Raw genomic sequence first — 12,097 nt, 5'->3', positions numbered from 1 at the left:
CATGATCCCCAAGTTCGACGAGTGGGGCGTCGACGAGCGCCAGTTCTGGCTGCGCGGCATCGAGCCCGCCAAGGCCGTCGACTACGACCCGGAAACCCGGATGTGGCACGTCTACGGCCACCCGGAGATCGTGCGCCTGCTCAGCAAGCCGCAGGTGTTCTCCTCGAACCTGCAGCGGCTGATGGCGCCCGAGATCGGGGTCGACAACCCCGAAGAGGCCTACGACGAGCTGCTGTACATGGACCCGCCGGCGCACACCCGGCTGCGGAAGCTGGTCAGCCACGCGTTCACGGCCAAGGTCGTCGCCGACCTCGAGCCGAAGATCGCGGCGCTGACCCACGAACTGCTCGACGAGGCGGGGACCTCGGGCCGGCTGGAACTGGTCAGCGCGCTGGCCTACCCGCTGCCGGTCATCGTGATCTGCGAGCTGCTCGGCATCCCCGCCGAAGACCGCGACCTGTTCCGCAAGCAGGCCGAGTCGCTGATGCCGGCCGCTTCGGACGACGTGCAGCTGGTGGGCCGCTTCGAGGGCCAGGAAGAGCTCACCAAGACGGTCATCAAGCGGCACCGGGAGTTCGCCGAGTACCTGCAGCAGTTCATCGACGACCGGCGGCGGCAGCCGCGGGAGGACCTGCTGAGCAGGCTCGTGCAGGCCGAGGTCGAAGGGGAGCGCCTGAGCGACAAGGAAGTGGCGGGCCTCGTCGACACGCTGCTGCTCGCCGGGCACCTCAACACGACGATGATGCTGAGCAACACGGTCCTCTGCCTCGACGCGCACCCCGAGGAGTTCCGGCGCACCCGGCAGGACCGCTCCCGGCTGCCCGGCGTGATCGAGGAGTCGCTGCGCTACCTGCCGCCGTTCTCGGTGACCTCCCGGGTGACCGTGGCCGAGACGGAGCTGGGCGGCGTCACGATCCCGCCCGACCAGCTGGTGATGGTGTGGCTGGCCCCGGCCAACCGCGACCCCCGCGTGTTCGAGGCGCCGTCCGAGTTCCGGCCGGAACGCAACCCCAACCCCCACCTGACGTTCTCGCGGGGCATCCACTTCTGCATCGGGGCCGGGCTGGGCCGGTTGGAAGGGCGCGTCGCGCTCGACGTCCTCCTCGACCGCTTCCCCGAACTCGCCACCGTGCCCGACGACCCGCCCCGGTTCATCCGCACCGCGCAGATGTTCAACGCCCACACCGTGCCGCTCGCCGTCTCCGCCTGAACGACCCGAGGGAGGAGTGCCGAAGCCCAAGAAACCCGGAGAAGAGAACCCGCGGCCGTTTCCCGAAATCGCGCAATCCCTGTCTAGGAGAACCCATGACCACTGACGTTTCGCTGCCCAAGCCCGAAGAAGTCGGCACGTTCTACGACGCGACCAACGACCTGATGACCCGGTTCCTCGGCGGCAGCACGCACTACGGCTACTGGACCGGGCCGGACGACGACAGCACGTTCGAGCAGGCGGCGGACCGGCTCACCGACATCCTGGCCGACAAGCTGGGGGCCAAGCCGGGCGACCGCGTGCTCGACGTCGGGTGCGGCCAGGGCCGTCCGGGTGTGCGGACGGCGACCCGGACCGGCGCCGACCTGACCGGCATCTCGATCAGCGCCCGCGACGTGGAGGTCTCGAACGACCGCGCCGAGCGGGAGGGCGTCGCCGACCGGGTGCGGTTCCAGCGCGCCGACGCCATGGACCTGCCCTTCGAGGACGGCTCGTTCGACCACGCCTTCGCGCTCGAGTCGATCGTCTGCGTGCCGGACCGCATCCGGGCCCTCAAGGAGATCGCCCGGGTGGTGCGGCCGGGGGCCACGGTCGCGCTCACCGACTTCAGCGACCGGGACCCCGAGGCCAACGCGAAGAAGAAGGAAGCGCTGGCCGAGGTCGGCGAGTCGTGGCACACCGCGCCGCTGGTCACCGAAGGGGACTACGCCGAGTTCGCCGCCGCGGCCGGCCTGGAGGTCGTCGAGGTCACGGACATCACCCTGCACACCCGGTACACCGAGGAGCGGTTCTACGGCCCGCTTCGCGAGTACGCCGCGAACAACGAGGTTCCGCCGGAGATCGAGCAGGTACTGGCGATCGCCCCGAGCCCCGAGGAACTGCGGGCGATGAGCGAGGGCGCGCCCTCGGTGGGCGTGCTCCTCGTCGTCCTGCGCAAGCCGGCCTAGCACCGTGGCGCGCCCGGCCGGAGGCCGATCCCGGCCTCCGGCCGGGCCGCGCCCGACACGGAAAGGAACGCACATGTCCGAGGAGCGCCCCGTCGCCGGCACGGAGCCGTCCCCGCCCGCGCCGGACCCCCGGCGCTGGGTGCTGCTGGCCGTGGTGGTGACCGCCCAGCTGCTGGTGGTGCTGGACGCCACGGTGATCAACATCGCGCTGCCGTCCGCGCAGCAGGCACTGCACATCTCCGACGCGGACCGCCAGTGGGGCATCACCGCGTACACGCTGACTTTCGGCGGGCTGCTGCTGCTCGGCGGCCGCATCGCCGACTACGCGGGCCGCAAACGGGTGTTCCTGATCGGCCTGGCGGGTTTCGCCATCGCCTCCGCGCTGAGCGGAGCGGCCACCACGGCGTGGATGTTGTTCGCCGGCCGCGGGCTGCAGGGCGTGTTCGGCGCGCTGCTCGCCCCCGCCGCGCTGTCGCTGATCACGGTCACCTTCACCGAAGCGGGCGAGCGCGCCAAGGCGTTCGGCGTCTTCGGCGCGGTCAGCGGCGCCGGTGCCGCGGCCGGCGCGCTCGTCGGGGGCCTGCTCACCGAGTACGCCAGCTGGCGCTGGTGCCTGTTCTTCAACGTCCCGGTCGTCCTGGTGGCGTTCGCCGTCGCGGTGCCGAACCTGCGGGAGAGCCGGATCGAGGGCCGCGCGCACTACGACGTCACCGGTGCCCTGCTCGGCACCGCCGGCCTGATCGCACTGGTCTACGGGTTCACCACCGCGGCGGGCCGGGGCTGGGCGTCGGGCTGGACGCTCGGGTCGATCGGGGCCGCCTTGGTGCTGCTGGTCGCCTTCGTCGTCGTCGAGACGCGCGTGCGCACCCCGCTGCTGCCGCTGCGGGTGGTGCTCGACCGCGACCGCGGGGTCGCCTACCTGACGTCGGTCCTGCTCGGCATCGGCAGCATGGGCATGTTCCTGTTCATGATGTACTACGTCCAGCAGACGCTGGGGTACACGGCGCTGCAGGCGGGCATCATCTTCCTGCCGTTCCCGGTCTGCGTGGTGCTGACCGCGACCCAGACGGCGAAACTGCTGCCCCGCTTCGGTGCGCGCGCCCTGATGACGACGGGCGCGGCGCTGTCGGCGGTGGCCGTGCTGGCCCTGACCCTGCTGGAGCCGGACTCGTCGTACTTCGGGCTGATCCTGCCGGTGCTGGTCGTGATGAGCGTGGGGATGGGCCTGGTGTACACGCCGATGAACAACGTCGCGCTGAGCGGCATCGACTTCGCGGACGCGGGTGTGGCGAGCGCGCTGGTGAACACCTCGCAGCAGATCGGCGGCTCCCTCGGCGTCGCCCTGCTCAACACGATCTACACCACATCGGTCGCGACGTACCTGGCCACCACCCCGAACCCGACGGCGGCCACGATGCACGGGTACCACCAGGCGTTCGCGGTCAGCGCGGCCCTCCTCGCGGCGAGCGCGGTGCTGGTCTTCGCGTTCGTGCGTGCGCTGCCGAAGACCGCGGTGAACCCGTCGCGCGGCCACGCCACGAGGACGACCCCGAGTGGCGTGGGATCGGAATCCGGGCACCGCTGAAGCCGACGGGATCCACGAAGGCCCGTTCCTGGCCCATGCCTGCATCCGGCATCGGATGCAGGCATGGGCTCACGCGTTTTCTCCGTCAGCAGGGGCGCATCTGGTTGACGCTGTCCCGCATGGGATCGACGGGCGTGCGGACGTAGACGCTCGAGATCCAGCCGTAGGCGCCGGTGTCATCGGTCTGTGCCCAGTACCAGATGCTGTTCCGGCCGTTGTAGGCGCCCGCGCTCCAGCAGTTGAAGAAGCTGAACGACGAGATGACCCGGCCGACGATCTGCGAGTCGAACGTGGCTCGCGAGTACGCCGGGATGTTCGCGATGTTCTCGCACCACATGCCCCAGTCGCCTTGGGTCACGTAGCAGCTCGCCGCCGCCGTGGTCTGGGCCGCGTCGGCGGTGGCCGGGATCAGTGTCATGGCGCCTGCCGCGATGGCCGCGCCCGCGAGTGCCTTTGCCTTCTTCACTGGAACCCCCAAGGTCGTTGGTGTCCGAAGCGTACGGTTCGCCGGAACTGCCTCACCAGACCTTTCACGCACGCCTGAAAGCCGCTGGTGAGCGGCACCACGGCTGGTCGCCAAGCGGATCGCCGAGCGCGCTGAGACTCGGATCGCTTGATACGGGTACCCCCTAGGGGTACCTTGAGCCGTGAACGGATACAGCCTCGACATTGCGCGCGCCTCGTCAAGTCCTGATCCGCCCGTCTCGGAGGAGAACATCATGAGCCAGAACACTTACACCGTCACCGGCATGACCTGCGCGCACTGCGTCGCCTCGGTCAGCGAGGAGGTCGGCGCGATCGACGGCGTCACCGACGTCGCGGTCGACCTGCCCACCGGGGCCGTCACCGTCACCAGTGCCGAGCCGGTCGACGAAGCGCGGGTCCGCGCCGCCGTCGAGGAGGCCGGTTACACCCTCGCCGGCTGAACCGGCGACCCGACCGAGGGAAGTTGCCATGAACACCACCACACGGCTGGCCGCGTTCGGGGGAGTACTCGCCCTGCTCGCCGTCGGCGGGTTCGCCGCCGGGAAGACGGCAGGCCCGGTCTCGGCCGCGACCGGCGACGCCGGCCACGGCGAGACCCACGCAGGCACCATGCCGGACCACGCCGGGATGGACGCCTTGCCGGGCGGGCTCGCCTCGAGCAAGGACGGCTACACCTTCACCGTCGCCGATCCGGCGCCGGCACCCGGCCGGTTCTCGTTCACCATCACCGGTCCGGACGGCAAGCCCGTCACCGCCTACGACGTCGAGCACGAGAAGAAGCTGCACCTCATCGTCGTCCGCCGGGACACGGCCGGCTTCCGGCACGTCCACCCCGAACTGGCGCCGGACGGGACCTGGAGCGTCCCGCTGACGCTGCCCGCCGCGGGCTCGTACCGGGCGTTCGCGGACTTCGCGCCGACCGGGGCGAAGCCGATGACCCTCGGCGTCGACCTGTCGGTCGCGGGAAACTACCAGCCGGCGACCTACCCGCCCAGCCGCACGGCCCAGGTCGACGGCTACACCGTTCAGCTCACCGGGGACCTGACTGCGGGGAAGACCTCGCCGCTGACCTTGAGCGTGAGCCGCGGCGGTGTTCCGGTCACCGACCTGCAGCCCTACCTCGGCGCGTACGGACACCTGGTCGCGCTGCGCGAAGGCGACCTCGCCTACCTGCACGTCCACCCCCACGGCGAACCCGGCGACGGCAAGACGCCCGCCGGACCACAGGTGAAGTTCGCCGCCGAAGTCCCCAGCGCCGGCACCTACCGGCTGTTCCTCGACTTCAAGCACGGCGACGTCGTCCGGACCGCCGAGTTCACCCTCACGACCGCCGGGACCCCGGCCCCGGCTCCCGCTCCCGTGCCGGAGCCCGCCGACGGCCACGGCCACTGACCGCGAACGGAGACGATCATGACCAGCACCACGGCCGCACCCGGCCCGGTGACCGAGATCGAACTCGCGATCGGTGGCATGACCTGCGCGTCCTGCGCCAACCGCGTCGAACGCAAGCTCAACAAGCTCGACGGCATCACCGCTTCGGTCAACTACGCGACGGAAAAGGCGCGTGTGCACGCGCCCGAGGGCGTCGATCCGGCCACGCTGGTGGCGACGGTCGAGGCCGCCGGGTACCGCGCGACACTGCCTCAGCCCGAAAGGCCGGAGCAGCCCGAAACCGAGGACGATCCCACCAGGCCGTTGCGGCAGCGCCTGATCACCAGCGCGCTGCTCGCGGTCCCGGTGATCCTCCTGGCCATGGTCCCGGCGCTGCAGTTCACGTACTGGCAGTGGATCTCGCTCACGCTCGCGGCCCCGGTCGTCACCTGGGGCGCGTGGCCCTTCCACCGGGCGGCGTGGACGAACCTGCGCCACGGCGCGGCCACCATGGACACGCTGGTGTCGATGGGCGTGCTCGCGGCGTTCGCCTGGTCGCTGTGGGCGTTGCTGTTCGGCACCGCCGGAACGCCCGGCATGGTCCACCCCTTCGAGCTGACGATCGCCCCGTCCGACGGCGCGGGCAACATCTACCTCGAGGTCGCCGCGGGCGTGACCACCTTCATCCTGGCCGGCCGGTACTTCGAGGCGCGCTCGAAGCGCCGGGCGGGCGCCGCGCTGCGGGCGCTGCTGGAGCTGGGGGCGAAGGAGGTCGCCGTGCTGCGCGGGGGCACCGAGGTCCGGATCCCGACGTCGGAACTGGCGGTGGGGGACCGGTTCGTCGTGCGGCCGGGGGAGAAGATCGCCACCGACGGCGTGGTCGAGGACGGCAAGTCCGCCGTGGACGCCTCGATGCTCACCGGCGAGTCGGTGCCCGTCGAGGTCGGCGAAGGCGACGCGGTGACCGGCGCGACGGTCAACGCCGGCGGGCGGCTGGTCGTGCGCGCCACCCGTATCGGCGCCGGCACGCAGCTGGCGCAGATGGCCAAGCTGGTCGAGGACGCCCAGAGCGGCAAGGCCGACGTCCAGCGGCTGGCCGACCGCGTGTCCGGCGTGTTCGTGCCGATCGTGATCGGCCTGGCGGTGGCCACCCTCGGGTTCTGGCTCGGCAGCGGCGCCGGAACCGCGGCGGCGTTCACGGCCGCGGTCGCGGTGCTGATCATCGCCTGCCCGTGCGCGCTCGGCCTGGCCACGCCGACGGCGCTGCTCGTCGGGACCGGCCGCGGCGCCCAGCTCGGCATCCTGATCAAGGGCCCGGAAGTCCTGGAATCCACCCGCCGGGTCGACACGGTGGTGCTGGACAAGACCGGCACGGTCACCGCCGGGCGGATGACGCTCACCGCCGTGCACACCGCCGAGGGGGTCGACGAAGCCGAGCTTTTGCGGCTGGCCGGTGCCCTGGAAGACGCGTCGGAACACCCGATCGCGACGGCGATCGCCCGCGGCGCCCGGGAGCGCGCCGACCTGCCGGCCGTCGAGGACTTCACGAACGTGGAGGGGCTCGGGGTGCGGGGGGTCGTCGACGGTCATGCGGTTCTGGTGGGCCGTTCCGCACTGCTGGAGGACTGGAGCCAGCCGCTGACCGGCGACCTCGCCGAGGCCAAGGCCGCCGCCGAGGAACGCGGGCACACGGCGGTCGCGGTGGCCTGGGACGGCGCGGCCCGAGGCGTGCTGGTGGTCGCCGACACCGTCAAGCCCACCTCGGCCGAGGCGATCGCCCAGTTGCGTGAACTGGGCCTGACTCCGGTGCTCCTGACCGGGGACAACACGGCCGTCGCCCGGGCGGTGGCCGACGAGGTGGGGATCGGCGAGGTGATCGCCGAGGTGCTGCCCGCGGACAAGCTGGACGTCGTCAAGCGGCTGCAGGACGAGGGCAAGGTCGTGGCCATGGTCGGCGACGGCGTGAACGACGCGCCCGCACTCGCCCAGGCCGACCTCGGGCTGGCCATGGGCACCGGCACGGACGTCGCGATCGAGGCGAGCGACCTCACCCTGGTCCGCGGTGACCTGCGCGCGGTGGCCGACGCGATCCGGCTGTCCCGGCGGACGCTGCGGACGATCAAGGGCAACCTGTTCTGGGCGTTCGCCTACAACCTGGCGGCGCTGCCCCTGGCCGCGGCGGGCCTGCTGAACCCGATGATCGCGGGCGCGGCGATGGCCTTCAGCTCGGTGTTCGTCGTGGGCAACAGCCTGCGGCTGCGCGGATTCACGTCCCGCGCCGGGATCGACGCGGCCGGCCGCGCGAACACGGAGGCAGCCTGACCGCGGCGATCGGCTGCCGGCTTCGCGCGCTGTCCGGCCGCGCCGCTCCCGGGATAGTCTCGACGTCGTGAGCGCGGTGACGGGCGCGAAGCGCCGGGTGCACATCCACGCGGTGGGTGACGTGAGCGAACGGTCGAAGTGCGGCGGCTGGGCGGTGGTGCTCACCCATGGAAGTCTCCAGAAGGAGTTCGCCGGTTCGGAGTCCGAAACGACCGGCGATGTCCTGCGGTGGCGAGCCGTGACCGAGGGATTGGCCAAGCTGAAAGGTCCGGTCCAGGTCGAACTGTGTGTCGACGAGGAGCCGCAGGAGACACCGGAAATGACGCGGTTGCTCGACCGGTACGACACGGCGACAACGATGAGAACAGATTGTGCGGACGAGCCCGCCTGCCGCCTGGCCGCCGACCTCGCCCGGCACCAACGACGGGGACTCGAGATCCGGACGAGGCAGGCTTCCGGCACGAAGGACACCGTCGAGGACGCCCTGAACGATTTCCTCGCCGAGCGCTGGCCCGACATGTACGCGTTCGAACAGACCGACGCCGTACTGGCCGCCCTGCGCCACTACATCAGGAAACGCGGCGAAGGAACGTCGTCGTTCAGGCCATGGGCCAGTGACGCGGAGGTACTACGGCGCAGCGACGCTACTCGGAAGCCGGTGGCAGCGCTGCCTGAGCTGATGAAGGGCTTCATCCCTCAGGACTCCCTGCCCACGGCCGGCGTGCGTGTGGATGCGCGGGTCGTCCATGAGCTGCTGACGTGGTTGGTCGGCCGTGGCCTGGTGGACCGCGACGGCGCTGGGAAACAGTTGGCGCGTGCCGCCCGCTTCGCCGACCTGGAGCTGGGCATTCAGCCGTTTCTGGAAGCCTGCGAGGAGTGGTTGCCCGAGTTCCCGGACGATCTCGTCCAGGAACGCCGCCTCGGCGAGCACGTCACCGTGGAGCGGGTGCGGCCACGAATGATCACCTTCTCCGAACTCGGCGAGGTCATGGTGCCCGGGCCGGTCGCGAATCTCGCCGAGACGGGCTGGTACCTGCTGGTGTCGGCGGCGAGTGTCCGGGGCCGGTGGTACCTGACCGACGAGGTCGTCGACCTGCTGTAGGAAGCGGCCTCGAGCCGGGCCGAACCACCCGCGAGAGCCCGGGATCCGCGGCGGACAGCCGGACGGCGGCGACGGAACGCCGGTTCAGTCGCCGGAGCCGTGGTGGCCCAGACGGGAGACGGTGCAGCCGGCCAGCCGGTCGCTCGCGTCCCGCGCGTGGGCCGCGCACAGTCTCGCGGTCACGCCGTCTTGGTCGGTCACCACCGCGGCGACCGGCTCCGCACACGGTGTGTGAAGCCGGTCGTAGTCCCACGCGCCGGCGCAGCCGGGGTCGGTGCACCAGGCGCGTCCTCCGCTCGAGTGCAGCGTGACGCCGTGGGCCGGGCAGACGCCCCACGGAACGTCGCACAGGGCGGGGTCGCGGGCCACCCGGACCCGGGCGAGGTCTTCGGCCGTCCGGGAGATCTCGGCGGTGTAGTCACTCAGGTCGTGGGTCGCCTTCGCGATGGGCCGGGCGAGGCGCTGCAGGTGGCCGTCGGGCGCGGTCTGCAGCCGGGCGGCCACCTCCGCGGTCCGCGCCGCGAGCGCTTCGGCGTCGGCGGCCAGCGCACGCAGCTCGGCCGGCAAGGGCTCGGGCGTGTTCGGCTCGGGCATGCTCGTCCTCGATGGTCTGGGGTGATCAATGAGCGCGGACTGCGCAAATACCCCGAACCCGGTGCCCCAAACCACGGGCACCGGCGTGGTCCCGACGGGGATCCGCCCATGCGGTGTGCCCCTTCGTCGACGAAACGCGACCTCCGGGGCTCGGGCAGCGCCAACGACCGAAACCCGTGCGTCGGTCCCGGGCCGATCGCGTTCAACCTCTCGGGCGACACCCTGAACGCGTGCTCGTGGTCAGGCGCAGCCCCTCGGCTGTGAGGACGGCCACCGTGTCGGGACGTCGCCGCTGTGGGTATGAGCAACGGGACGCGCGAAGGAGGGAGGCGGGTGTCCGACGGATGGGGCCGGCTGGTGTCCGCGGTGGTCGTTGCGGCGTCGGCGTTCGGTGTTTTCCTCATCGCCGAGCACTTCTTCCGGCGGCTGGTCCGGCGGCTGGGACGGCGTTCCGCCGTCTTGACCGAGCTGACGGTGCACGCCCATCGGCCGTTCCTGTGGTTCGCCGGGGTCGTCGCGGTGCGCAGCGCGTGCGCCTTCGGCCTCCCTGACGGACCCTGGCGGGGGCCGGTGAGCCACGGGCTCGGGTTGGCGTTGATCGGGGTCGGCGGGTGGCTCGTCGCCGGGGTCCTCACGTCGGTCGAGCGGGCCGCGGTGTCGAGGCTGCGGGTCGACGTCCCGGACAATCGGCACGCCCGCCGGTTGCAGACGCAGGTCACCCTGGTCCGCCGGATCACCGTGGCCGGCGTTGCGCTGCTCGCGTTCGGCGCGATGCTGATGACCTTCCCGGCGGCGCGAGCAGCGGGTACCAGCCTGCTCGCCTCGGCCGGCGTGGTGGGCGCGGTGGCGGCGCTGGCCGCGCAATCGCTGCTCGGCAACGTGTTCGCCGGGATGCAGATCGCGTTCAGCGATGCGATCCGGCTCGACGACGTGGTGATCGTGGAGAACGAGTGGGGCCGCATCGAGGACATCACGCTGACGTATCTGGTGATCCACCTGTGGGATGACCGCCGGCTCGTGATGCCCACCTCGTACTTCATGTCCCAACCGTTCGAGAACTGGACCCGCCGGGAAGCGCAGCTCCTCGGCACGGTGGAGCTGGATCTGGACTGGTCGGTCCCGGTGGAGGAGATGCGCGAGGAACTGCGCCGGATCCTCGGTGACACCGACCTCTGGGACGGCCGGGTCAGCGTGCTGCAGGTGACCGACGCGGTGAACACCCTGATCCGGGTGCGTGCGCTGGTGAGCGCGGCCGACGCGCCGACGCTGTTCGACCTGCGCTGCCTGGTCCGCGAACAGCTCGTGCAGTGGGTGCGCCGGGCGCATCCGTACGCGTTGCCGCGCCTGCGCACGGAACACCTGCAGGCGAGTCCGGCCCCGAAATCCGCAGATCACCCACCCGGTCAGGATGCCCGCCTCTTCGGCGACACCGTCGACGGCAGGACGCGGGAACGCACGTTCAACGGCCCGTGACGGAGGTCTACCCCTTCGCCTCGGCCTTCCTCGGGGGCCCAGTGGCAAGGCGAGCGCGTGCCGCCGGGTACCTGGTCGGCCAGCGGGGGCCCGGGGGAAGAGATCTCGACCGCGGCTTGGACCGCGCCCGACCGGGTATAAGCCAACGGTACGTCCCCCTGAGGAGGCAGATATGACCCAAGACCAGCACAGCCAGGAGACCGCGGAGCAGCACCCCAGCCCGGAGGAGCAGGAGGGGCAGCAGCAGCCGCACCCGGGCTCGGGCGAGGCCATGGACCCGGCGCCGGATCACGGTGAGGAGTCCTACCGCGGCAGCGGACGGCTGGAAGGGCGCCGCGCGGTGATCACCGGCGGTGACTCCGGGATCGGCCGGGCGGTGGCGATCGCGTTCGCCCGGGAGGGGGCGGACCTCGTGCTGTCCTACTTGGCGGAGGAGCAGGACGACGCCGAGCGCACGGCGGAGCTGGTGCGCGAGGCGGGGCGGCGGGTCGTGCTGGTGCCCGGGGACATCCGCGACGAGCAGCATTGCACGCACGTCATCGACACGGCCGTGGCCGAGCTCGGGGGCATCGACGTGCTGGTGAACAACGCCGCCTACCAGATGGCCCAGGAGGAAGGCCTGCTCGCCATCTCCACCGAACAGTTCGATCGGGTGCTGAAGACCAACTTGTACGCGATGTTCTGGCTGTGCAAGGCGGCCGTGCCGCACATGCCCCGGGGATCGGCGATCATCAACACCTCGTCGATCCAGGCGTTCCAGCCCTCACCGGAACTGCTGGACTACGCCACGACCAAGGCGGGCATCGCGAACTTCACCAAGGGACTCGCGCAGGACCTGGCCGAGAAGGGGATCCGGGTGAACTCGGTCGCGCCCGGTCCGGTGTGGACACCGCTGATCCCGGCCACCATGCCCGAGGAGAAGGTGGACTCCTTCGGCGAGCAGACCCCGATGGGCCGGGCCGGGCAGCCGGCCGAGCTCGCCCCGGCGTTCGTGTTCTTCGCTTCCC

General features: G+C 71.3%; 11 protein-coding genes. 9 read left to right on the top strand and 2 right to left on the bottom strand.

Annotated features, from left to right (window positions below; all coding sequences use genetic code 11):
* Nucleotide 1: 1 nt before the first annotated feature.
* The 3 genes from DV20_RS21010 to DV20_RS21000 all read left to right on the top strand — a co-directional run bounded on the left by DV20_RS21010 (nucleotide 2) and on the right by DV20_RS21000 (nucleotide 3,742).
* The gene (locus tag DV20_RS21010; protein WP_051736076.1) at nucleotides 2-1,210 is read left to right on the top strand and encodes a cytochrome P450; all 1,209 of its coding nucleotides are present in this window, start codon (nucleotides 2-4) and stop codon (nucleotides 1,208-1,210) included.
* A gap of 95 nt (nucleotides 1,211-1,305) precedes the next feature.
* Nucleotides 1,306-2,157 (top strand): SAM-dependent methyltransferase, encoded by an 852-nt coding sequence (locus DV20_RS21005; protein ID WP_043782828.1) that lies wholly within the window; start codon nucleotides 1,306-1,308, stop codon nucleotides 2,155-2,157.
* Between the two features lie 73 nt (nucleotides 2,158-2,230).
* Nucleotides 2,231-3,742: an MFS transporter gene (locus DV20_RS21000; RefSeq protein ID WP_063607822.1), complete on the top strand. Its 1,512-nt coding sequence runs from the start codon at nucleotides 2,231-2,233 to the stop codon at nucleotides 3,740-3,742.
* A gap of 85 nt (nucleotides 3,743-3,827) precedes the next feature.
* Here the strand turns inward: DV20_RS21000 and DV20_RS20995 are convergent, their stop codons facing one another.
* Nucleotides 3,828-4,160, bottom strand: a complete 333-nt coding sequence (locus DV20_RS20995; protein WP_051736075.1) for a hypothetical protein — start codon at nucleotides 4,158-4,160, stop codon at nucleotides 3,828-3,830.
* A gap of 301 nt (nucleotides 4,161-4,461) precedes the next feature.
* Here DV20_RS20995 and DV20_RS20990 point away from each other — a divergent pair, with 301 nt between their 5' ends.
* The 4 genes from DV20_RS20990 (at nucleotide 4,462) to DV20_RS43145 (ending at nucleotide 9,023) form a co-directional block, all read left to right on the top strand.
* Nucleotides 4,462-4,668 (top strand): heavy-metal-associated domain-containing protein, encoded by a 207-nt coding sequence (locus tag DV20_RS20990; RefSeq protein WP_043782826.1) that lies wholly within the window; start codon nucleotides 4,462-4,464, stop codon nucleotides 4,666-4,668.
* A 28-nt stretch (nucleotides 4,669-4,696) separates the two neighbouring features.
* Nucleotides 4,697-5,620, top strand: a complete 924-nt coding sequence (locus DV20_RS20985) for a hypothetical protein (protein ID WP_043782824.1) — start codon at nucleotides 4,697-4,699, stop codon at nucleotides 5,618-5,620.
* Between the two features lie 18 nt (nucleotides 5,621-5,638).
* On the top strand, nucleotides 5,639-7,921 hold the full coding sequence (locus tag DV20_RS20980; protein ID WP_043782821.1) for a heavy metal translocating P-type ATPase: 2,283 nt from the start codon (nucleotides 5,639-5,641) through the stop codon (nucleotides 7,919-7,921).
* Nucleotides 7,922-7,997: 76 nt separating this feature from the next.
* A complete protein-coding gene (locus tag DV20_RS43145) occupies nucleotides 7,998-9,023 on the top strand; it encodes a ribonuclease H family protein (protein ID WP_160169746.1) in 1,026 nt (341 codons plus the stop codon).
* Nucleotides 9,024-9,107: 84 nt separating this feature from the next.
* Here DV20_RS43145 and DV20_RS20970 read toward each other — a convergent pair whose 3' ends face one another.
* On the bottom strand, nucleotides 9,108-9,617 hold the full coding sequence (locus DV20_RS20970) for a hypothetical protein (RefSeq protein WP_043782819.1): 510 nt from the start codon (nucleotides 9,615-9,617) through the stop codon (nucleotides 9,108-9,110).
* A 333-nt stretch (nucleotides 9,618-9,950) separates the two neighbouring features.
* Here DV20_RS20970 and DV20_RS20965 point away from each other — a divergent pair, with 333 nt between their 5' ends.
* Complete coding sequence (locus DV20_RS20965) at nucleotides 9,951-11,090, top strand: mechanosensitive ion channel family protein (RefSeq protein WP_043782818.1); 1,140 nt, start codon at nucleotides 9,951-9,953, stop codon at nucleotides 11,088-11,090.
* A gap of 172 nt (nucleotides 11,091-11,262) precedes the next feature.
* Nucleotides 11,263-12,097 (top strand): SDR family oxidoreductase (locus DV20_RS20960; RefSeq protein ID WP_043782816.1); only part of this gene is annotated, 835 nt, incomplete at its 3' end.

Origin of the sequence: Amycolatopsis rifamycinica (assembly GCF_000695625.1) — a bacterium.
Classification (GTDB): Bacteria; Actinomycetota; Actinomycetes; order Mycobacteriales; family Pseudonocardiaceae; genus Amycolatopsis; species Amycolatopsis rifamycinica.
This window is presented reverse-complemented; position numbering and strand designations above follow the sequence as displayed.

Excerpts from the sequence above, each read along its gene's own strand:
- DV20_RS20985 (WP_043782824.1), top strand. The coding sequence starts at position 4,697 with ATGAACACCACCACACGGCTGGCCGCGTTCGGGGGAGTACTCGCCCTG.
- DV20_RS21000 (WP_063607822.1), top strand. The coding sequence starts at position 2,231 with ATGTCCGAGGAGCGCCCCGTCGCCGGCACGGAGCCGTCCCCGCCCGCG.
- DV20_RS20970 (WP_043782819.1), bottom strand. The coding sequence starts at position 9,617 with ATGCCCGAGCCGAACACGCCCGAGCCCTTGCCGGCCGAGCTGCGTGCG.
- DV20_RS20995 (WP_051736075.1), bottom strand. The coding sequence starts at position 4,160 with ATGACACTGATCCCGGCCACCGCCGACGCGGCCCAGACCACGGCGGCG.
- DV20_RS20980 (WP_043782821.1), top strand. The coding sequence starts at position 5,639 with ATGACCAGCACCACGGCCGCACCCGGCCCGGTGACCGAGATCGAACTC.
- DV20_RS21005 (WP_043782828.1), top strand. The coding sequence starts at position 1,306 with ATGACCACTGACGTTTCGCTGCCCAAGCCCGAAGAAGTCGGCACGTTC.
- DV20_RS20990 (WP_043782826.1), top strand. The coding sequence starts at position 4,462 with ATGAGCCAGAACACTTACACCGTCACCGGCATGACCTGCGCGCACTGC.
- DV20_RS21010 (WP_051736076.1), top strand. The coding sequence starts at position 2 with ATGATCCCCAAGTTCGACGAGTGGGGCGTCGACGAGCGCCAGTTCTGG.